Source organism: Nocardia sp. NPDC102475, assembly GCF_055584605.1.
This window is the reverse complement of record NZ_JBVJLS010000012.1, coordinates 1-20,543: the sequence shown is the minus strand read 5'-3', so window position 1 is coordinate 20,543 and position 20,543 is coordinate 1. Positions and strand designations below refer to the sequence as shown.

General features: G+C 64.9%; 18 protein-coding genes. 9 read left to right on the top strand and 9 right to left on the bottom strand.

Going from position 1 to position 20,543, the window contains the following annotated elements:
* Positions 1–5: 5 nt before the first annotated feature.
* The 7 genes from ACZ60G_RS21915 to ACZ60G_RS21885 all read left to right on the top strand — a co-directional run bounded on the left by ACZ60G_RS21915 (position 6) and on the right by ACZ60G_RS21885 (position 7,857).
* Positions 6–1,499: an MCE family protein gene (locus ACZ60G_RS21915; RefSeq protein WP_465811890.1), complete on the top strand. Its 1,494-nt coding sequence runs from the start codon at positions 6–8 to the stop codon at positions 1,497–1,499.
* Positions 1,496–2,539 carry an MCE family protein gene (locus tag ACZ60G_RS21910; protein ID WP_465811889.1) on the top strand — a complete coding sequence of 348 codons (1,044 nt, stop codon included), beginning with the start codon at positions 1,496–1,498 and terminating at the stop codon, positions 2,537–2,539. The genes ACZ60G_RS21915 and ACZ60G_RS21910 overlap by 4 nt, the downstream gene beginning before the upstream one ends.
* Positions 2,539–3,534 carry an MCE family protein gene (locus tag ACZ60G_RS21905; protein WP_465812138.1) on the top strand — a complete coding sequence of 332 codons (996 nt, stop codon included), beginning with the start codon at positions 2,539–2,541 and terminating at the stop codon, positions 3,532–3,534. Before ACZ60G_RS21910 ends, ACZ60G_RS21905 begins: the two co-directional genes overlap by 1 nt.
* A gap of 5 nt (positions 3,535–3,539) precedes the next feature.
* Positions 3,540–4,652 (top strand): MlaD family protein, encoded by a 1,113-nt coding sequence (locus ACZ60G_RS21900; RefSeq protein WP_465811888.1) that lies wholly within the window; start codon positions 3,540–3,542, stop codon positions 4,650–4,652.
* Entirely contained in the window at positions 4,649–5,755 is a 1,107-nt protein-coding gene (locus ACZ60G_RS21895) for an MCE family protein (RefSeq protein WP_465811887.1), read from the top strand. The genes ACZ60G_RS21900 and ACZ60G_RS21895 overlap by 4 nt, the downstream gene beginning before the upstream one ends.
* Positions 5,752–6,930 carry an MlaD family protein gene (locus tag ACZ60G_RS21890; RefSeq protein WP_465811886.1) on the top strand — a complete coding sequence of 393 codons (1,179 nt, stop codon included), beginning with the start codon at positions 5,752–5,754 and terminating at the stop codon, positions 6,928–6,930. Before ACZ60G_RS21895 ends, ACZ60G_RS21890 begins: the two co-directional genes overlap by 4 nt.
* A 183-nt stretch (positions 6,931–7,113) precedes the next feature.
* The gene (locus ACZ60G_RS21885; RefSeq protein WP_465811885.1) at positions 7,114–7,857 is read left to right on the top strand and encodes a hypothetical protein; all 744 of its coding nucleotides are present in this window, start codon (positions 7,114–7,116) and stop codon (positions 7,855–7,857) included.
* Between the two features lie 103 nt (positions 7,858–7,960).
* On the opposite strand, the gene ACZ60G_RS21880 is transcribed toward ACZ60G_RS21885, so the two are convergent.
* The 9 genes from ACZ60G_RS21880 to ACZ60G_RS21840 form a co-directional block, all read right to left on the bottom strand.
* On the bottom strand, positions 7,961–8,539 hold the full coding sequence (locus tag ACZ60G_RS21880) for a ribonuclease H (RefSeq protein WP_397043029.1): 579 nt from the start codon (positions 8,537–8,539) through the stop codon (positions 7,961–7,963).
* Positions 8,540–8,549: 10 nt separating this feature from the next.
* Positions 8,550–9,020 (bottom strand): SRPBCC family protein, encoded by a 471-nt coding sequence (locus ACZ60G_RS21875; protein ID WP_465811884.1) that lies wholly within the window; start codon positions 9,018–9,020, stop codon positions 8,550–8,552.
* A 151-nt stretch (positions 9,021–9,171) separates the two neighbouring features.
* The gene (lhgO, locus tag ACZ60G_RS21870; protein WP_465811883.1) at positions 9,172–10,350 is read right to left on the bottom strand and encodes an L-2-hydroxyglutarate oxidase; all 1,179 of its coding nucleotides are present in this window, start codon (positions 10,348–10,350) and stop codon (positions 9,172–9,174) included.
* A 19-nt stretch (positions 10,351–10,369) separates the two neighbouring features.
* Positions 10,370–11,077: a hypothetical protein gene (locus ACZ60G_RS21865; RefSeq protein ID WP_465811882.1), complete on the bottom strand. Its 708-nt coding sequence runs from the start codon at positions 11,075–11,077 to the stop codon at positions 10,370–10,372.
* 340 nt (positions 11,078–11,417) lie between these two features.
* Entirely contained in the window at positions 11,418–12,203 is a 786-nt protein-coding gene (locus ACZ60G_RS21860; RefSeq protein WP_465811881.1) for a TIGR03084 family metal-binding protein, read from the bottom strand.
* A gap of 130 nt (positions 12,204–12,333) precedes the next feature.
* Positions 12,334–13,689: a hypothetical protein gene (locus ACZ60G_RS21855; RefSeq protein ID WP_465811880.1), complete on the bottom strand. Its 1,356-nt coding sequence runs from the start codon at positions 13,687–13,689 to the stop codon at positions 12,334–12,336.
* A gap of 84 nt (positions 13,690–13,773) precedes the next feature.
* The gene (locus tag ACZ60G_RS21850; RefSeq protein WP_465811879.1) at positions 13,774–14,796 is read right to left on the bottom strand and encodes a PrsW family intramembrane metalloprotease; all 1,023 of its coding nucleotides are present in this window, start codon (positions 14,794–14,796) and stop codon (positions 13,774–13,776) included.
* Positions 14,793–15,320: a hypothetical protein gene (locus ACZ60G_RS21845; protein ID WP_465811878.1), complete on the bottom strand. Its 528-nt coding sequence runs from the start codon at positions 15,318–15,320 to the stop codon at positions 14,793–14,795. Before ACZ60G_RS21845 ends, ACZ60G_RS21850 begins: the two co-directional genes overlap by 4 nt.
* A 115-nt stretch (positions 15,321–15,435) precedes the next feature.
* The gene (locus ACZ60G_RS21840; RefSeq protein WP_465811877.1) at positions 15,436–15,885 is read right to left on the bottom strand and encodes a MerR family transcriptional regulator; all 450 of its coding nucleotides are present in this window, start codon (positions 15,883–15,885) and stop codon (positions 15,436–15,438) included.
* 184 nt (positions 15,886–16,069) lie between these two features.
* Between ACZ60G_RS21840 and lon the strand changes: the two genes are divergently transcribed.
* Positions 16,070–18,412, top strand: a complete 2,343-nt coding sequence (gene lon, locus ACZ60G_RS21835; protein ID WP_465812136.1) for an endopeptidase La — start codon at positions 16,070–16,072, stop codon at positions 18,410–18,412.
* Between the two features lie 107 nt (positions 18,413–18,519).
* Positions 18,520–20,202 carry an FAD-dependent monooxygenase gene (locus ACZ60G_RS21830; protein ID WP_465811876.1) on the top strand — a complete coding sequence of 561 codons (1,683 nt, stop codon included), beginning with the start codon at positions 18,520–18,522 and terminating at the stop codon, positions 20,200–20,202.
* The last annotated feature ends 341 nt before the right edge of the window (positions 20,203–20,543 follow it).

Below are 20,543 nucleotides of genomic sequence, written 5' to 3'. Positions count from 1 at the left end.
ACGAGATGATCATCGATCCCAGTGGGCGTGGCCCCACCATGCGACAACTGTTGGTCGCCGGCATATGCGGACTCGTCGTCTTCGCGCTGATCCTCGGCTTCCTGATGGCAAGATACCAAGGCTATTTCGTGCCGAAGGTGCATGTGGTCGCCAATCTGACCACCACCGGTGACGGGCTGCCCAGCGAGGCCGACGTGAAGTTCCGCGGGGTGCTGGTCGGTGCGGTCAAGGATGTCGAGGTCGCCGCTAAGGGCGAGCTGCAGAAGGTGCAGATCGACCTGAAACCGGAGTTCGCCGGTGATATCCCGTCGAACGTGACCGCCCGCGTGGTGCCGAGCAACCTGTTCGCTGTCACCTCGGTGGAGCTGGTCTTCAACGGTCCGGCGGACAAGTACCTGCACGAGGGTTCGACCATCGAGGAGGACCGCAGCCAGGGCACCATCGCGCTGCAGGACACCCTCACCACCGTGCGGACCATCCTCACCAAGCTCGATCCGGTGCAGTTCGGCCGGGTGCTCGGCACGCTCTCCCAGGCGCTGGACGGCAGCGGCCGGATGCCGGGCTCCACCATCGAGCGGCTGGACAGGTGGCTCACCTCGGTGGACGAGTCCATCCCGAATCTCGGTGTGCTGCTAGATGATTTCTCGGCCTCGGCCCGCGCGCTCAACGAGTCCGCGCCTGAATTGCTCGATGTGCTCGGCAGTTCGGTGAAGACCGCGCAGACCATCGCCGATCACCGCACCGCCTTGGTCGCGTTGATCAGTGGCACGGCGGGCACGGTGGATACGGTCAACGGCCTGTTCGCCCGCAACGGTGACATCGGTAAGCAGATCACGGCGGGGACCAGCGATATGTTCGGCGCGCTTGCTGCGGACGCGAATTCGATCCCGGACACCATAGCCTCGCTGAACAACTCGCTGCGCAAGTTGAGTACGACCTTCCACTGGGGTCCGCAGCGGCAGATGATCTGGAATGCCGGTGCGACGCTCACCCCGTATCGGCCGTACGAGCAGGCGGACTGCCCGCGCTACGGCAACCTGGCCGGCCCGAGCTGTGCCACCGCACCCGCGGTCTCCGATCCCGGCTACCTGCCACCGTCGATGCAGCCGCGTTCGCTGGAAACGGCGCAGGGTTTGGCGAAACTGCCACTGCCCGCGGGCTTCCCGGAGATCCCGGGTCTGACCTCGCCGGGTGATCCGCTCGCGACGAGCTCGAGTGAGCCGAAGCCGGCCAGCCCGTTCGCCGGCACCCCGCTGGAGGGTTTGTTCCCGAATCTGGCGCCGCCCGCACCGGGTGCTCAGCCCTCCTCCGATCAGCCCGCGGCCCCGGCCGTGCCCGCCCAACCGGCCAGTGCGCCAGTGACCGCCGGTCCAATTTCGTACGAAGGAGATGCCGCGATCGTGGCCCTGCTCGGTCGTCGGCCGACAGCGGCCGAATATCTGCTGCTCAGTTCGGCAATGCGCGGAGGCTCTTTGCAGGTCGGCGGTGCCGCCGAATGAGCGTTCGTAAACCACTGATCGGCTTCGGCCTCTTCGCGATCGTCTCGATCCTGGTCACCGTTGTCGTCTGGAATACGCTGGCGCGGGTCGTGGAGGGTGACACCAACACCTACACCGCGACCTTCAGCGATGTGCTCGGCCTGCGCGAGGGCGATGACGTCCGGATGGCGGGCGTGCGGGTCGGCAAGGTCGAAAAGATCGAAGTCACCCGCGATTCGAAGACCAAGAAGTCCGTCGCCAACGTGACATTCATCGTGCAGCGCAACCAGACGGTGTACGACGACACCAAGGCGCTGGTGCGCTACCAGAACCTGATCGGCCAGCGCTATGTCGCCCTGGCCCCGGGCAAGGCGGCGAGCCCGGCGGCATTGAAGAACAAGGCCACCATTCCGCTCGAGCGCACCGAACCGTCCTTCGATGTGTCCGGACTGCTCAACGGATTCCAGCCGCTGTTCCAGGTGTTGCAGCCCGAGCAGGTGAACCGGCTCTCGGAGACCTTCATCCAGGCATTGCAGGGTGACCGGGTTTCGTTGAGCGCGTTCATCACTCAGGCCGCTACCCTGGCCACGGATTTCCAGCGCCGAGACGCGATTCTCAGCGATGTGATCACCAACCTCAGCGGCGTCATGTCCGGGTTGGCCAAGCGAGGTGATGAATTGGAGACCCTGGTTACCCAGACCCGGGCACTGATCGGCGGCCTGTACGACCAGGGGCAGTCGCTGCAAGCGTCCACGGTGCAGATCGCGGACGCGACCAGCGGACTGGTCGACATGATGGGCAAGATCCAGCCGAAGCTGGCCACCGCACAGGATTCGACGAGCGCAGCGCTGACACTGTTGATCGCCAACGGCGCCAAGCTCGACCAAGCCGCGATCGATTTGCCCGCGGCGCTGTCCGCCATCGGCAAGTTCACTCAGGACGGCGCCTACGCGAATGCGTACTTCTGCAAGCTGGACGTCTCGCTATACGGCATCCTGCTCCCCCGCGGTCTGCTCCCACAGATCGGTGGCAACGGACAGTCGGCGGTGTGCCGCCCATGATGACCAAGATCAAGGACAGGTTCAACAGCAATCGGTACTTCTGGCTGGGTGTTCTCGGTGGCGTCCTCATCATCGTGCTGCTGATCGGCTCGAGCGCTTACAAGCTGATCGGCGTCGGTGAGAAGACGGTCAAGGCCGAGTTCGTGCAGACCGCTGGGGTCAAGGTCGGCGACAAGGTCAATGTGGCCGGTGTCCCGAGCGGCCATGTGGCCGGTGCCAAGCTGGAGAACGGGCATGTCCTGCTCACCCTCAGCGTGGACAACGATGTCAAGCTCGGGCCGGATGCCAGGGCCTCGATCAAGATGGCGACGCTGCTCGGCGCACGCTATGTCGATCTGGACCCCGGTGATGGGTCGGGACTGAAGGACAGCCGAATTCCGTTGTCCAACACCTCGGTTCCGTACAACCTGGCCGATGTGGTCGAGTACGGCACGCCGAAGTTCGAGGCGCTCGACACCAAGCAGTTGGCCACCTCGCTCGATCTGATCAACAAGCAGATCGGCGATTCGCCCGCGCTGACGGCACAGGCGCTGGACAGCGTCGGCGCGCTGGCGAAGGTGATGGATTCGCGCAAGCAGGAAGTCGACAGCCTGCTCAAGGATCTCGACCGGGTCACCAGGATTCTCGGCGACAACCGCAATAGCGTGCTGTTGGTGATCACCCAGGGCGAGGCCATCGCCAACCGGGTGATGGAACGCCAGAGCCTGCTGCGCCAGCTGCTCGACAACGTGGCGACGCTGAGCCGCCAGCTGCAGGAGATCGGTGCGGCCAATAACAACCAGCTCGGCCCGACCATCGCGCAGCTGAACACCATGGCGGAGGGCCTGCAGAAGAACAAGGACAACCTCGACCGGATGCTGCAGATCATGCCGGTGTCGGTGCGCACTTTCAACAACGCGTTCGGCAACGGTCCGTATGGTGAGGTCGGCCTCCCCTGGCTCTTCCCCGACAACTGGTTGTGCTTCGCCCACATGATCGAGGGCTGCAAGGGATGAGACTGATGCGAATCAACCTGCGCCTGCCGAATCTGCGGCGGGTGGCCAAACCACTGATGATCAGCGCCGCGGCCCTGGCCATCGGCAGTTGCTCGCTGGTGCCGAGTTCGGTGAACAGCGCACTGGGGAACACGATGACGATCACCGCGGACTTCGAGAACATCGCGGGTGTCTTCGAGGGCAATCCGGTTACGGTGCTCGGCCTGCAAGTCGGCAAGATCGACAAGGTCATTCCCAAGGGCACCCTTGTCGAAGTGCATATGACGATCGACAAGGACGTCAAGATCCCGAAAGATGCGATGGCCGCGATCATTTCGCCGTCCATCGTCACCGACCGCCACGTCGAACTGACCCCGGCCTATACCCAGGGCGAGACCATGTCCAATGGCGCGCATCTGCCGAAGGCGAAGACCAAGACACCGGTCGAGCTGGACACGATGCTCAAGACCATCGATCAGTTCGCCGCCGCGCTAAAGCCGGAACCGGGTACCGAGGGCATCGGTCCGCTGTCGGGGCGGGTGCTCTATCCGATGTTGAACGGCAACGGCGAGAAGATGCGTGACACCCTCAACGCGCTCTCCAGCGCACTGAAGGTAGGCGTCGACAATAAGGACGCGGTCTCCAGCATCATCGTCAAATTGAACGAGCTGACCACGATGCTGGCCGAAAACGACCAATCCGTACGCGATTTCAGCAATCGGATGACGCAGATGACCGGACTGCTCAGCGATCAGGCCCCCGGGCTGGAGGCCACGCTGAAGCAGCTCAACGACTTCCTGGCCAATACGAGTTCGGTCTTCGTGCAGTACCAGGATCAGCTGGGCAGTTCGCTGGAGGGTCTGACCAAGGTGACCGGTCAGTTGCGGGCCAATGCCCGCGGCCTCACCGAGGTCGTCGACATCGCGCCGCTGCTCATGCAGAACCTGGACCGGTCGATGAACCGCGAGTTGGGTTACGTCCGGCTGCACGGCAACTTGCCGACCTTCCTCAACGGTGAACTGCTGAGCGTGTTCTGTGAACGGATTCAGATGCGTTCGGATGGCTGCCGCACCGGCAAGCTCGAGGATCTCGGTCCGGACCTCGGTATGACGGCGGCACTGCTGGGGATGACCAAATGAGCGACCGGTTCACGATGAAGGCCCGCCGCACGCTGATCGCGTTGGCGGCGGCATCCGGGGTGGCCATCACCTCCGGCTGTGGTTTCACGGTGGAGAAGCTGCCGCTGCCCAAACCGGGCTTGGCCGGTGAAACCTACACCGTGCACGCGAAATTCGAGAACGCGCTGAATCTGCCCGATCAGGCGAAGGTGAAGATCGGTGGCTCGGATGTCGGTGTGGTCTCCAATATCCAGACCAAGAACTTCGAAGCCATTGTCGATCTGAAGATCAGCAAGGACATCGAACTTCCGGTCGGCAGTACGGCGGAACTGCGCCAAGCCACCCCGCTCGGCGATGTGTTCATCGCGGTGTCCAAGGCCAAGGCGGATCCGGGTTCGCCGGTCCTGCACGACGGCGACACGCTTGGCCTGGACAAGACCTCGGCGGGTGCCACCGTCGAGGAGCTGTTGATCTCGGTCTCCATGTTGTTCAACGGCGGTGGCGTGGCCGCGCTGACCAAGCTGACCTCGGAGATGGATTCCATCGTCGGTGGTCGCGGCGATCAGATAGCGCATCTGATCAATGAAATGACCGGCGTGGTAGGCAGTTTGAACGACAACAGCGCCCGGGTGGACAGCGTGCTCGCCCAGTTCAGCTCCCTGGCCAACACCATCGAGGGCAGGCGCTCGGAATTGGGGCAGGTCGCCGATTCGTTGCCGCAGATGATCGGTGCCATCGCGGAGAACAACCGGGCCATCGGCGATCTGTTGCAGAAGATTTCGGTGACCAGCGCGGCACTCGGCGACTATGCCAACACCTCAGGCGACCAACTGGGCGACCTACTCGACAACGTGCACAAGCTGATGAACGCGCTGTCGCAGACCGAGCAGAACTTCGGTCCCGCATTGGATGCGCTGCACGAAATACGCGGCCCGCTCGATGCGTCCTTCCGCGGTAACAGCCTCGCGGTCTACGCCACCGTCACCAACATTCACAACTTCAGCCTGTTGTCGGATCCGGCGCAGGGCAAGTTCTTCGACGGCCGCGACCTCAGCGACTTCGCGGGCAGCCTGATCACCGTCCTGCAGGCGATTCAAGGACGACTGCAGGGGGGTCACCGATGAGTTGGCTCGGCAAATTGATGCAGCGCAAGATGCTGCTGTCCACTATCGGCCTGGTGCTGGTGTTCGTCGTCGGGGCCAGTTATCTGCTGGTGAGCGTGATGCGGGTGAATCCGCTGAAGTCGACCTACGCCGTCACCGTGGATCTGGACCGCTCCGGTGGTCTGCAGCCCGGCAACGATGTGACCCTGCGGGGCTATCGCATCGGCAAGGTGACCTCGATCGAGTTGGTCGATCGCGGACAATCCATCGCCGCGACGGCCGAAATCGACAGCAAGTACAAGATTCCGTCCGACACCAAGATCTCGGTGGGCGCGCTCTCCGGTGCCGGTGAGCAGTACATCGACTTCCGGCCGAATACCGAGCAGGCGCCGTTCCTGAAGGACGGTTCGGTCATCGAGTTCGATGCCGAGAAGATCAAGACCCCGACCCCGATCTGGTCGGTGCTCGACAACTCCAGCGCGCTGATCGCCCAGGTCGATCCGGATAAGTTCAGCGTCATCCTGGCCAACCTGGACACCGCGCTCAGCGGCGGCCCGGATCAGTTGCGCGGCATGGTGAACGGCATCAGCCTGGCCATGGCCGGTTTCGACAATCTGCTGCCGCAGACCCAGAATCTGATCACCAACCTGCGCACCATCGCGAACACCACCTCGATGGCGCAGCCCGATCTCGCGACGCTGACCCACAATTCGGGTCAGCTGTTCGACCAGTTCAACAATGCGAACGGTGAACTGCAGGCGGTGCTGGAGAAGGCGCCGGGACAGCTGACCAGTCTCGGTGCGGTGCTGGACAAAACGGCCGATCCGATCACCAGTCTCGCTGCCAACTTCGCGGCGATGACCCGGGCCGCGCAGCTGCGGATTCCGGCGCTGCAAGCGCTGTTCCCGTCCCTGAACATCGGGTTGTCCGCCGCTGGTGTGCCGGCGCACGACAACGAATTCCACGCTGTCGCGGATATTTGGGTTCGGCCGATCTGCCAGTACAAGCACACGCCGATCCGCAATGAGGTGATCCAGGACGGTTCGCTGCCCAAGTGGAACTACTGCGAGAACCCGCCGCCCGGACTGCAGGTGCGCGGTTCGGCGAATGCGCCGCGCCCGAATGTTCCGGACAATGGCGCGCAAATGCCGCCGGGCGCGGATCCGAATGAAATGACCCCGCCGCCGCTGCGGTGAACCGAACACTGCGGTGAGTTGACACAGCGAGCGGTACGTATTCGACGGTGAGTTACCCCGGCCCGGGCGTGCGATCCCGGGCCGGGAATACTCCCCCGCAGAGTGCGAACGGTTCGTCTGATGCGGACCGACAAGGCAATATCGGTGCGCTCGGGTGCGCCGGGAAAGTGCAGGATTGTATCGATGTCCACTGATGATGTCGGCGCCGAGAACCAGAACTCGGATGCGCCGAAAGAGGACGCCAAGGCCGACGCGCCCGCCGAGGACAAGACCGTCGAGATCGGGAAGTCGGGTGATGCGGTAGCCGCAGCGCCGACCCCGGCAGCCCCGAAGTCCGAGCCGAAGCAGGCGGCGGACACGTCGGCCAAGGGCGCGGCGCAGCCGGTACCGCAGAATGGCGGCAAGGATCGCGGCGCGCTGGTGCCTGTCGTCGCCGCATTCGTCGCCGGCGTGCTGCTCGTCGCGGCGGTGACCGCCGTTGTCGTCTTCTACCGGCAGGCGAGTAATCGCGGCGATGAGCTGGACGCGCACGAGGCGGCCACCGCGGCGGCGTGCGAATACGGCAAGCTGATCTCCACCTACGATCCGCAGACCATCGACGAGTACCTGAAGAAGGTGGATGCCGCGTCGACCGGTGACTGGAAGGATCAGTTCGCCAAGCTCGGCCAGGACCTCAAGGGTGTCGTCATCGACGCCAAGGCCACCTCGTCCACCTACGACATGCAGTGCGGCTTCCAGTCCGGCGATACCGAGCACGCGAATGTGCTGGTGGTGATCGGTCAGACCACCACCAATGTGAATATCGCCGCCGCGAACAAGCCGCCGAGCAAGGTGGAGCTCGTCGTGGTGGCCGGTCTGAAGAAGGTCGGCGACAAGTGGCTCGTCGACAAGTTCGATCTGCCCATCCTGAAGCAGATGGGCAACTGATCGGATCAACTACAAGCAAAAAGCGCCTCCGGGCGGGTGGGAATGGCACCACCCGCCCGGAGGTCTTTTCCGGCGGTCTTGCGCCCGGTCGCGCCTGGCGGACTCAGAACAGGGTCAATGCCTGAGGTGCTGGTGCGACCGGCTTCCCCGCTGACCGCGGCCGGGCGGATTTTGTGGTCTTGTCGGAGGAGTCCTCGAGCACCGGCTGCAGCTCGGGGAGTTCCGCGGTCGGGACCTCACCGGCCGCCGCGGAAGCCGCGGCCTGTCTGGCCGCCTCGCCCGCGAGGGTATCGGCCATTTCGTTGAAGTAATTGCCGACGTGTCCACGCACCCAACGGAACCGGACCGGTCCCGGCCGGGAGGCAATGGCCCGGTCGATCTGTTTGATGAGTTCCACGTTCTTCACCGCGCCGCCGCTGGCGGTGCGCCAGCCGTTGGTCCGCCAGCCGAAGATCCACTCCGACGCGCATTTGATCGCGTATAGCGAATCGCTCTCGATGAACAGCGGTTCCTCGCCGGGATGGGCGAGTACCGCCTCCAAAAGCGCGCGTAACTCCGCGACCTGATTGGTTCCGGTGGCGGCTCCCCCGCTGCGTGAACCGCCCTGATGATTGACCCAAGCCCAGCCGATGGCGCCGCCGGGATTACGGAGGCAGGATCCGTCGGTGCTCACGATGATCATGGATGGCACCCTACGCAATCCGACCGACAAGATCGGTACCGTGGAATTCCTCTATCTCCCTTCGCAACTGGGATTCGGTGCGGCGCAGTGCCGAGCGCACGGCGGAATCCACCAGGCGCAGGCACAGTCGACCGAACAGCCCACCCGGTGGAGCGTACTCCGCCTGCGAGGTCAGCACCGAGCGTCCGTAGCCGAGCGGGTCGAAGCGCAGCGTCAAAGTCCCTGATAACTGGCCCCGCAATGTGTAGCCGATCACCACATTGCGCCGGTATTCGGTGATCTCGCATTCGATGGTCGGCCGCCACAGTCCCAGTCTGATCCGCGTCGTGAAGACCGCACCGAGACCCTGGTCGAGCTCGTCTTTCGGCTCGAACGCGGCGACGGCGAACATCCAATCCGGCACGAACTGATGGTTGTCCGTATAGGTGAAGGCCACCTCGACCGGGGCTCCGACGTCGCTCGCGTACTTGATGTGGCCCATAGGGCCCCTCCCTGTTGGCTGCCGCTAAAAGTACTACAGCTCTCCTCTTTATTCGAGCGGTTGCCGGGAATTTGGTTGGCGGGCTTACCACATTGATGACCGGGTGGTCGCTTGGTTTGCTGGAACGCGCGATCCAGCTAACTCGGCGGGATCACAGTTGGTCGACGATGTATTCGGCGATCGGCATGGCGGAGGTCGCCGCCGGTGACGGTGCGTTGAGCACGTGAATCGAGCGGGGTGTGCGTTCGATCAGGAAGTCGTGTACCAGAGTGCCGTCGCGCAGTACCGCTTGCGCACGGATGCCCGCCTCGCGTGGTCGCAGATCGCCGATCGTGAGCTCCGGGCAGTACCTTCGGCATTCGGCCAGATAACCGCGTTTGAACAGGGAGTTGCGCAACTCGCGCAGTCCGGTGCGCACATGGGCACGGGCCACTCGGTGGAAGCCGGGAAAACCGAGCACCGCACGGGCGTCGCGAGCGTCGAAGCTGCCCTTGCGGTAGCCCTCCCTGGCCAGGCCGAGTACCGCATTGGGGCCGACGGTCAGGGTGCCGTCGATCATCGGGCTCAGATGTACCCCGAGGAAGGGCAGATTCGGATCGGGAATCGGATAGATTAGTGTGCGCACCAGTCCGGATCGGCTGGGCGGTAATTGGTAGTACTCGCCGCGGAAAGGCACGATGCGGAAATCGGTTGGCAGACCCGCGAGCGTGGCCATCCGGTCGGCCTGCAGACCTGCACAGACCACCAGGGTGCGCGCCGTCCAAGAACCCGCGGGACCCGCCGCGGTGACCGCATCGGCGGTTTCGGTGAGTGCGGTGACCTCGGCATTCAGCACGATTTCACCGCCCGCGGCCCGGACCTCCTCGGCGAGTGCGTTGGTGACGCGGGTGAAGTCGATGATGCCGGTGGCGGGCACGAACAGTGCGCCGACACCGGTCACATGCGGTTCGCGGCGAGTTAGTTCGGCAGTGTCGATGAGTTCGACATCGACCCCGTTGGCGACCGAGCGTTCGTGCAGCGCGACCATCCGGCGGTATTCGGCGGCATCGGTGGCCACCAGCAGTTTTCCGCATACCTCGAACGGAATGCCCTGTGCCGCGGCGAATTCCTTCGTCCAGGCGGCGCCCTTTCGGCACAGCCGCGCCTTCAGACTGTCCGGCGGGTAGTAGATGCCGGAATGGATGACGCCGCTGTTGTGTCCGGTCTGATGGGTCGCGAGTGCGTCGGCCTTGTCGACGAGCACCAGGCTCGCACCCGGATGACGTCGCAGAATCCGATGCGCCGTCGCGACTCCGACGATCCCGCCCCCGATGACACAGAAGTCGTACATGGGACGCAGCGTAGGCGGACTAGACCGCGACGGTGTGGTTCGCCGTCGTCACGGTCGGATTCGGGGTCGCATCGACGGCTTCTGACGTAGCCGAATCTTCTACGGTCGCAACATGTTCGGTGCTCGGCGTGGGACTGCGATCGAGCCGCAGGCGGTGTTCACCGAGGGTCGGATCCGAGAAGGTGAGCGTCAGTTCGCCGTTGTGCGTATCGACCTCGGTGCGCAACTGGGTGACCCCGCCCGGATCGGCGTGGATGCCGAGCCGGTCCCGAACCGGTTCGGCGAGCAGGAAGTCCGTCAGTGCCGTTAGCGCATTGGTATCCACCGTGAAGGCGACGCAATTCGCGCGGCCCGGTGCCACCTGCGCGCCGAGATAGGCGGTGCCGAGGCGCAGTTTGCCGCTGATTCCGGCGGAGGCAGGCGAATCGGTATGGGCCTGAGAGATTTTCACGGTGCCGTCGCTGGATTCCGCGGGGAAGCGGCCGAATAGCGCGGGCAGGTCGCGAGTTCCACCGGTCGATATGGCATCGGAGAGCACGGGTCCGTAATCGGTGTCGACATCCGGAATCCGCACCGCAGGTGGTCCGGCCACCTCGTTGGTGGCGTGCTGAGTGTCGGCCATCTGGTGGACGATGTAGGCCCCCGCGGTAACGGTGAGACTGAGGCTGGCGGCGCCCGCGAGCACGATGGCGGTATGCCGAGCGATCTGGGCAGGCTTATATGCCACGATGCGTTCCTTCCGTCCGCCCCTGATCCCCTCACCGCGCGGCCCGCATCGTTGAAAGCCGTACGCTTGTCCAGGTTACAGGGGCGGCCGCAGGTGGCACCGCATGAGGGAGATCAGCATCACAAAGCCGGGTTATATCCGCGATACCGAACTCGAGCCGAATGGCGTCGTCAATGTTTCTACAAGCTGACGAGCGGGTAAATACACTTAGCTGGCGAGCGCCATTCTCGACTGCCACATCGAGACACCCGGCCAACGGCGTCCGGCCGACACGAACGGCGCACCCAAGTGTGGCGCTCGCCCGCACCTAAGAATTCCGCGGTGGTTCGGATGCGGCGGGTCAGGCGAACTGGCCCGCCGACCGCCCGTCACCCGTCGGTCCCGCGAAAGCCTGTGCGATGGTGAGCCATTCGGCGGCGTCCGCGCCAATTGTTTTCAGCGCGAGATCGTCACGGTGCCGTCGCTGTGTCACCAGCAGGCAGAAGTCGAGTGCCTGACCGGTCACTTTCTGCCCGGCATCCTCGGGACCCCAGGACCACACGCTGTCGTCCGGTGCGGTGAGTTCGACGCGGAATTCCTCGGCCGGCACGGTCTTACCGCGCACGGTGTAGGCGAAGTTCCTGGTTCGCACGCCGATATGGGCGACCGTGCGCAGCCGGGCGGTCGGTGTCCTGGTCAAACCGAGTGCGTCGGCGATGTCCTGGCCGTGTGCGAAGGTCTCCATCATGCGCGCGCTTACCATGGACGCCGGGCTCATCGGCGGTCCGAACCACGGCAGTTTGGTGCCGGAGGGCAGCGCGCGCAGCGCCTCGATCAGACCGGCACGGCCGCGACGCCATCGGTCGAGCAGTTCGGCGGTGGATGCGGTGGCCGCTTCCTCGGCAGCCTCGTCGACGAAGGTGAACGCCTTCGGGCCCGCCTCCTCGACCAGCTTCGCGAAACCATCCGGGTCGGTGGCGGCCAGCGCGGCGACCTCGTCGGTCCAGGTTAGATGGCCGATCTGATGGGCGATACTCCAGCCGGGCGCCGGTGTCGGCGCGGACCAGTCCGCCAGCGGGGCGACGATTCGTTCCAGTTCCGCGCAGTCGTCGGCGAAATCGCGCAGGAGCGCGTCTAGGTCGGCCATCAGATCCCTGTCCCGTCCAGGCGCACTGCTTCGTACACCGTCGCGGTCCAGCATCGCAGTGGGCCGAAAAAAATGCAAGCATGCGTGCTTGTATTTGGCGCGGGCTCGACGCTGACCGGATTCGGGCCGGTTACCAGCCGAAAATCGTCAGGTGGGCGGCGCCGACCACGAGGCCGAGCAGCGCGCCGTGTAGATACAACAGCCAGGCATCCTGTTCGACCGAGGCGTAGAACATCTCCATGAACTCCCCCGGAGTGAGGTCTTGGAGCTTGCGGGCGGCGAACTCATCGATCTTCTTGGCCTGCTCGAGGGTGAACGCCTCGTCCTCGACCAGGCGGGGAGCCAGCCCGACCGCAGCGCCCGCGGCGCCGACCTTGAGATTGTCGAACTGGCGGCGGCCGAAAGCGACGCGCACGATCGAGGTGGTGGGGCCGAGTTGGCGATGGATCTCATCGGAGACCAGCCGCTCGATCAGCTGCCTGGTCTTATCGCCGTTCGGACCGTCGAGCAGTTCCTTGGACAGATTCGGCAGCGTCAGCACCTGGTAGGCCAGGATATGCGCGAGATCGGTCGCCGCCTGCGGCTGCCGCTTGGCCAGCAGCGCCTGCTTCCACAAATACTTGTAACGCGGCTGCGGATCACCCGGTTCGAACACCATTTTGACCGCGATGACATTCACGATCACGCCGATCGCCGCCGAGGCCAGCAGCACGATCACCCAACCCGGCACCCAGCCGAACACCGGAATGGTGTGGTGCACATGCATATACAGCGCGAGCAGCAGGCCGAACGGCGCACCGAGCAGGCCGATGCGCACCATGAAACGCAATTCGGGGGCGGCGATGGTGGTCGTCAGATCCTTGAGGATGTACGGGTTTTCCTGCAGATACCGGATGACGAAGGTTTTGATATCGATCAGCTGGTCGACATTGTCGCCGAGCGATTCGAAGGCCCGCCTGGTCAATCCGGGCAATTCCCGGTCCACCCGCTGATAGATGACCTGTTTCATCGCCTTCGGTACCCCGCGCCACAGGTCCGGATTCTCCCGGTACATCACCTCGTCGACGAGCGGTTTGACCTGTTTGCTCGCGAGTATCGCGATGTAATCGGCAATACTCTCCAGATCCAGTTCGTGGATGAAATCCCGCGGACTGCCGATGCGCATCAGTGCCTTGTCGACGCAAATGCTCGCCATCTTCTCCGCGCGCGCCGGAATGAATCCCTGGAATCCGAGACGGCGGCCGTCACCGGAGAATGTCGGCAGCACCTGGACCCGGCGCGGAAAATACGGATACAACACCTGGAGGCCAGGAATCCGGATTCCGCGAAAAATGACCGGCCAGAACAACATCAGCACCCCGGTCCAGTTGGTGAGCCAACCAGCGAGCGCACTGAAGATCGGAAAGGTGATCAGATCGACGCAGAACTTGGACAGGCCGGTCAGCTCTTCCCAATCGATGAACACTCCGGAGGTGAGTGTCGTCATCGTCGGGTCCCCCTAATGCCGCCCAGGTGTGAGATATCTAGCTGCCAACATTCTCATTGGCTCCGACGGGGTGTCAATGCGGGACTAAGCCCCGAGATCTTGCACCGCATCCAGCAGCATGCGTTGCCTGCGTTCCAGCAGACGGCGGTTGCGGCGGCCGTGCACATGCATTTCTCTACGAGCATGGCGTCGGGTGCGGCGCGTAATCAGACTGTGCAGTTCGGCGGGTGCTGCGATGGCCGTTGCCTCAGGGCGGGCGATCGTCCTTCGGAACCAATGCCGTTCACTGCGCAGCACCCAGGCGTAGACAACTGCGAATACCAGCAGGTAGAAGACGGTGCGTGCGGTGGTGCCGACGATCGGCACATTCGCCGGATCCGGTGCGTCCCAACCGAAGTGCAGTGCGCAGCCGAGCAGATAGAAGGTGGCGAAGATGCGGGCGCGGTGTGCCCACGACCAGTCCGATCGAGCAACGGCCAGCACAATGCCGATCCCTGCGATGGCGGTGAGCAGCCAGTGTGAGGTGATGCCGGTGATCAACCGGACGATGCCCACCAGCACCGCGTAGGACGCATCCCCCTGTGCCGACAGCAATCCCGAGTTGGCCTCGTATGTCAGGTCTTCGAGCACCTGGAAGCCCAGGCCGACGAATGCGCCGAGCAGCAGTCCGTGCATCGGCCGTCGCAGGAGCGCGCGACTCAGCCAAGCCACGGTGAATACACCCGCACCCTTGATGCCCTCCTCGACGATCGCCGCGGAGATCGGGGCCTGCCAGTTGCGGGCGAAGGGGTCACCGGCCAGGTTCTGGATAACGCGCATGTTGTGGTCGTTGGCCCACATGGCGATGCCCGGTCCGGCCAGCGCACCCCACAGGAACCCCATGACCAGCGGCGTCCGAATCCGGTGCCGGGCGCGCAACCGGTCCAGCTGCAGGATGACCCACCCGAAGATGACCAGCGTCGCCACCGTGAACGGCAAACCGACCAGCACATCACTCCAGGTCAGGCTGAGCACCGGGGCGATCTGCACGGCCAGCCCGAACGCACCGGCGACCAGTGTCGCGCAATACACCCAGAACAGCGCCGATTTCGGCTGCCACCACCTCACGAGGTCACCTGTAGCGAATCCAGAATCGGCTGCAATTCGCTCAGCCGCGGATCGTCCCCGCCGAGAATCAGTGTGACCGCGAGATTGTCCTTGCCGACGATCGCGCAGACCCCGGGCTCGGTCGGCCGACGGCAGGTGAATCCGCCGAAGCCGTTCGCGTTGTGTACCTCGCCGCCGTCGAAAACCGCGTCGAAGCCCTGTACCCGCAACACCTTCAGCTGCCACTCGGCCGCATCACGGAAATCGGTGACCCCGTCGACCACCGCCGCCACCAGTCGCGAGCCACGCGGACTCTCCAACACCGCGGTAGCCGCATCCCCCGTCGGGCTGCGCTCCCAACCGGAAACCCCCGAGAATTCGACCGTATCGGGCTTCTCCCCCGGCGCGGTCAACTCGACCTCGGCTCCCTCCGCCACCGCCGTCTCCCGCAGCGGAACAATCGCGGCGAGTACGGGCGGAATACCGATCAGCGCCCCCACAACGACGAGCACCGCCCCCGCTTGCTTCCAGTCCTGCCCGAACACCCACGTGCTCCTCTCGGATGCAGCGGCTCAGCGAACACCGGCACGGTCCGCCCAACAATAGGGCGGTCCCGCCGTTCTCACCGCCGCAACACGTATGCCATTGCCGACGGACGTATCAGCCCGGGTGTGCAGTGAAATCGCGGTCGCCGATCGCGATTCGACCTCGATAGATATCGAGCTTGCGGTCGATGAGCGCGAGATTCTCCTGTATCTCGGCGAGTTTGGCGACCACCTCGCCGCGATGCGCCTCCATCAGCGCGATGCGTTCCGGCTCGTTGCCCTTTCCGGCGGCCACGAGTTCGGCGTAGCGACGCATGGTCTGGATGGGCATTCCGGTGGCTCGCAGCCTGGTGCATACGTAGATCCAGTCCAGGTCGAGCTGGTGGTAGCGCCGCCGCCCGCCGGCGGTGCGGTCGACGGGGGTGATGACCAGGCCGGCGCGTTCGTAGTAGCGCAGAGTGTGCACGCTGACCCCGGTGAGACGCGCGGTCTCGCCAATACTCAGCCCGTCCGGATTGTCGCAGCGAACAGGTCCAGATACCGGCCGCGCATCGACTTCGAACACGCTCTGAATTCTAGTGCCGCGTCGAACGCTGATCGCTCTGAGCGAACGTGGGCAGCGGTGTGGAACAAACGTGGAAGGCCCGGGGTTGACTGGACATCGCTCAACCTTTGGAAGGGTCGAACACGTGACTACACCACAGAACCTGCCGGTGCTGTTCCTGACCGATCCGATCGTGCTGCCGGGCATGGTCGTGCCCATCGAACTGGACGAATCGGCGCAGGCCGCCATCGACGCCGCGCGCGCCGCGAATACCGACGCGGTGCTGCTCGCGCCCCGATTGACCGAGGGCTACGCCTCCTACGGCGTCGTCGCCACCATCGAACAGGTCGGCCGGATGCGCGGTGGCGCGCCCGCCGCGGTGCTGAAGGCCGAACGGCGCGCCAAGATCGGCCACGGGGTCACCGGGCCGGGCGCCGCGCTGTGGGTCGAGGCCGAACCGGTAGAGACGCCAGCCGCCGACGGTCGCACCAAAGAGCTTGCCGCCGAATACAAGAAGCTGGTCGTCTCGGTGCTGCAGCGCCGCGAGGCCTGGCAGATCATCGATGCGGTCAATCAGCTGACCGATCCGTCGGCGATAGCCGATACCGCGGGCTACGCGCCGTACCTGACCGCCGACGAGAAGCGTGAGCTGCTCGAAACCCCCGATACCGCACAGCGTTTGACCAAGCTGATCGAGTGGACCAAGGCGCATATCGCCGAGGCGGAGGTCACCGAGAAGATCAGCGAAGATGTCCGCGAGGGCATGGAGAAGAGTCAGCGCGAATTCCTGCTGCGCCAGCAGCTCAATGCCATTCGCAAGGAACTCGGCGAGGACGAGCCCGACGGCGCCGACGACTACCGCACCCGGGTCGAGCAGGCCGATCTGCCCGATGACGTGCGCGCCGAGGCATTGCGCGAGGTCGGTCGACTGGAGCGGGCCAGCGATCAGAGCCCGGAATCCGGCTGGATCCGGACCTGGCTGGATACCGTCCTCGACCTGCCGTGGACCGTGAAAACCACCGACAGCACCGATGTTTCGGCCGCCCGCGCGGTGCTGGACGCCGATCACCACGGCCTGGACGAGGTCAAGGATCGCATGGTCGAGTATCTGGCCGTGCGCTCCCGCCGGGCGGCGCGCGGACTCGAGGTCGTCGGCGGACGTGGTTCCGGCGCCGTGCTCGCGCTGGTCGGCCCGCCCGGCGTCGGCAAGACCTCGCTCGGTGAGTCGGTGGCACGGGCCATGGGCCGCAAGTTCGTTCGCGTCGCCCTCGGTGGTGTGCGCGACGAGGCGGAGATCCGCGGTCACCGGCGCACCTACGTCGGTGCGCTGCCGGGCCGGATCGTGCGTGCCATCAAGGAGGCGGGATCGATGAATCCCGTTGTCCTGCTGGACGAAATCGACAAGGTCGGCTCGGACTTCCGCGGCGATCCGGCCGCGGCACTGCTCGAGGTGCTGGATCCGGCGCAGAACCACACATTCCGCGACCACTATCTGGATCTGGATCTGGACTTGTCCGACGTGCTGTTCATCGCGACCGCGAATGTCCTGGAGACCATTCCCGGCCCGCTGCTGGACCGCATGGAAATGATCAGCGTCGACGGTTACACCGAGGACGACAAGGTGGCCATCGCCCGCGACTTCCTGGTGCCACGGCAGCTGGAACGCAACGCGCTTACCGCCGAGGAGGTTTCGATCACCGACGAGGCATTGCGCGAGGTGGCGGCCAACTACACCCGGGAAGCCGGTGTGCGGCAGATGGAGCGGTTGATCGCGAAGGCATTGCGCAAGGCCGCGACTCGGCTGTCCGAGGACGGAACCGGTTCGGCCGACAACGTGGTGTCGCTGGGTTACGACGCCGAGTTGGGTTACGACGCGCTGGAGTCGTTGACCATCGATCTGGAGAACCTGAAGGACTACCTGGGTCGCCCGCGCTTCACCCCGGATTCGGTGGAACGCACCGCGGTCCCCGGTGTGGCAACGGGTTTGGCGGTCACCGGTCTCGGCGGCGATGTCCTCTACATCGAGGCCAATGGCGCCGAGGGCGAGCGCGCGCTCACCCTGACCGGCCAGCTGGGTGATGTCATGAAGGAGTCGGCACAGATCGCCCTCACCTACGTGCGCTCGCACTTGGCGGAGATCGGCATCGAACCGTCCGTGCTGGATCGCAATATCCACATCCACTTCCCGGCGGGTGCGGTGCCGAAGGACGGGCCGTCGGCGGGTGTCACCATGGTCACCGCCCTGGTGTCGCTGGCACTCGGCCGGCAGGTGCGCGCGGATGTCGGCATGACCGGTGAGGTCACGCTGAACGGCCGGGTGCTGCCGATCGGCGGGGTCAAGCAGAAGCTGATGGCCGCGCAGCGTGCGGGTCTGAAGACGGTGTTCATCCCGGCTCGCAACGAGCCGGACCTGGACGACGTGCCCGCGGAAGTGCTGGCCGCCCTGGATGTGCGCCCGGTCGCCGATGTGGCCGACATCCTGGCCTACGCCATCGAGCCGGTCGCCGAACCGGTCGTGGACGCCCACGCTTTCGCGGCGAGCGCCTGATATTCGCCTCGAACGGGCCGTACCCGCGGGTACGGCCCGTTTCGTATGCATGGTCGCCGTGACCGCGACGCAAGGGCGGTGCAAGCTCGTGCGCACACGATCGTGGCATGACACCTACGCAGCGGATTCCCGTTCTCGTTGTCGGCGGCGGCCTGGTCGGGCTATCGGCCGCGCTGTTCCTCGAATATCACGATGTCCCTTATGTTCTCGTCGATAAACGAACCAAGGCATCGGCGTTGCCGAAGGCTCGCGGCTTGCACACCAGGACCACCGAGCTGTTCCGTCAGGTCGGCGTCGAGGGGCGGGTCCGCCAGGCCTCCGAGACCGCATTGCGGGCGGGCAGCTTCGGCGGCGCGAGCCGGGGCACCAGCCTGATCACGGCTGAGGCGCTCGACCTGAGTCACTTGCGGGCGGCGATGGCGGCGGCCGATCCCAGCCCGTCGCAGTTCTGCTTCCTGCCCCAGGTGCTGCTCGAGCCGGTGCTTGCGGAGCAGGCCCGCGAACGCGGTGGTGATCTCCGATTCGGAGTCGAGCTCATCGATTTCGAGGCCGATGACGCGGGGGTCACCGCAACCCTGCGTGACGAGTCGGGTCGCAGCTCGGTTATCCGGGCCGACTACCTCATCGCGGCCGACGGTGCGGCCAGTCCGATCCGTGGGGCATTGGGTATCGCCGGCTGGGAGCTGCCGCCGACGCGCCACTACATCAATGTCTTTGCGCGGACGGATCTTACGGGGGTGCTCGGCGGTCGTACCTTCAGCCAATGCGAGATCAGCAATGACACCGTCCGCGGACTCGTGTTGTCCAAGAACAACACCGACGAATGGTCCTTCCAGCTCGAATACGATCCGACCCGTGAGACGGTCGCGGACTATCCGGACGAACGCTGCATCGATCTGGTCCGCGCCGCGATCGGCGCGCCCGATATCGAGGTCGAGGTGCTGGCGCGAAGTGCTTGGGACACCGGAAGTTTCGTGGCCGACGAGTATCGGCGCGGCCGGGTCTTCCTCGCCGGTGACGCCGCCCACCGGCACGCGCCGTGGGGTGGTTTCGGCGGCAATACCGGTGTCGCCGACGCACATAATCTGGTCTGGAAGTTGGCCGCCGTGCTGTCGGGTACCGGCGGGCCCGCATTGCTCGATTCCTATCAGGCCGAACGGTGGTCACGTGCGATCATCGCCGCCGAACAGGCCAATCTGGGAGACGACTTCGAAACCCGCTACGGCATCGAAACCCCGGACAACGCGGAGATTTTGTCGCGTCGGTTGGATTTCGGAGCGGTCATGTCGCGGTTCCGGTACGCGTCGATCGCGGTATCGCGCAAACCCGCGGATTGCGTCGAATGGGTCGAGCCGCATGTCGATCGGCTGACCGGGCAGGTCGGAACGCGACTGCCGCACCTGTGGCTCGACGCCGAGCACACCACCTCGACCTTGGATCTCTGTGGACCCGGTTACGCGATACTGATCGCCGGAAAGTCGGCTGCCTGGCGCGATGCCGCGGCCGATGCGCAGCGCGAGACCGGTATCGAGATCGCGGTGCACGGCTTGGGTGGCGAATGGCGTGCCCGCACCGATCTGCCGGAGGGCGGTGCGCTACTGGTGCGTCCGGACGGACATGTGGCCGCGCGCTCCGATGCGGGTATGTATCCCCGGTCGCTGGTCACGACGTTGCGTTCGCTCATGGGTTGGTCGGCGGATGCTCAGCTGCCGAGTTCACGCTCGACCGATCGCGCATTGCCCTGGGCGACCGCGCACAGCACCGGTTCGGTGTCCGGGCGCCCGGCATAGATTTCGCACGCGACGACGGCCCTGTCGACCGTAGGGACGGTGCCCTCGCCGCGCAGCCGGGGCCCGGCGGCGGACCGCAGGTAGGTGAGGGTAAAGCCGTTGCTAGCGCCCCGTCCGGATAGGTTGCCGCGACATCCGGTCCGGCCAGCTCGCTGAGCGCAGTCGAAACGCGGCACGACACGGCCCGCGGCACCGCCATATGACTGCGCTCGACGGATCTCGATACCTCAGAAGCCAGCTGGACGCGGCACTAGTGTGTCGCGCCTGAAATTGGGCCAGTAAGTTACTGTTTTGTTTTGGGGGCTGGCAGGTTGATTTTGACGAGGTAGTCGGCGAGGGAT

What these genes read in the sequence shown, in the direction of transcription:
- ACZ60G_RS21860 (WP_465811881.1), bottom strand. Translation starts at nt 12,203, where the DNA reads ATGGCCGACCTAGACGCGCTCCTGCGCGATTTCGCCGACGACTGCGCG.
- ACZ60G_RS21910 (WP_465811889.1), top strand. Translation starts at nt 1,496, where the DNA reads ATGAGCGTTCGTAAACCACTGATCGGCTTCGGCCTCTTCGCGATCGTC.
- ACZ60G_RS21915 (WP_465811890.1), top strand. Translation starts at nt 6, where the DNA reads ATGATCATCGATCCCAGTGGGCGTGGCCCCACCATGCGACAACTGTTG.
- ACZ60G_RS21890 (WP_465811886.1), top strand. Translation starts at nt 5,752, where the DNA reads ATGAGTTGGCTCGGCAAATTGATGCAGCGCAAGATGCTGCTGTCCACT.
- lhgO (WP_465811883.1), bottom strand. Translation starts at nt 10,350, where the DNA reads ATGTACGACTTCTGTGTCATCGGGGGCGGGATCGTCGGAGTCGCGACG.
- ACZ60G_RS21900 (WP_465811888.1), top strand. Translation starts at nt 3,540, where the DNA reads ATGCGAATCAACCTGCGCCTGCCGAATCTGCGGCGGGTGGCCAAACCA.
- ACZ60G_RS21875 (WP_465811884.1), bottom strand. Translation starts at nt 9,020, where the DNA reads ATGGGCCACATCAAGTACGCGAGCGACGTCGGAGCCCCGGTCGAGGTG.
- ACZ60G_RS21895 (WP_465811887.1), top strand. Translation starts at nt 4,649, where the DNA reads ATGAGCGACCGGTTCACGATGAAGGCCCGCCGCACGCTGATCGCGTTG.
- lon (WP_465812136.1), top strand. Translation starts at nt 16,070, where the DNA reads ATGGTCGTGCCCATCGAACTGGACGAATCGGCGCAGGCCGCCATCGAC.
- ACZ60G_RS21885 (WP_465811885.1), top strand. Translation starts at nt 7,114, where the DNA reads ATGTCCACTGATGATGTCGGCGCCGAGAACCAGAACTCGGATGCGCCG.
- ACZ60G_RS21905 (WP_465812138.1), top strand. Translation starts at nt 2,539, where the DNA reads ATGACCAAGATCAAGGACAGGTTCAACAGCAATCGGTACTTCTGGCTG.
- ACZ60G_RS21880 (WP_397043029.1), bottom strand. Translation starts at nt 8,539, where the DNA reads ATGATCATCGTGAGCACCGACGGATCCTGCCTCCGTAATCCCGGCGGC.
- ACZ60G_RS21855 (WP_465811880.1), bottom strand. Translation starts at nt 13,689, where the DNA reads ATGACGACACTCACCTCCGGAGTGTTCATCGATTGGGAAGAGCTGACC.
- ACZ60G_RS21830 (WP_465811876.1), top strand. Translation starts at nt 18,520, where the DNA reads ATGACACCTACGCAGCGGATTCCCGTTCTCGTTGTCGGCGGCGGCCTG.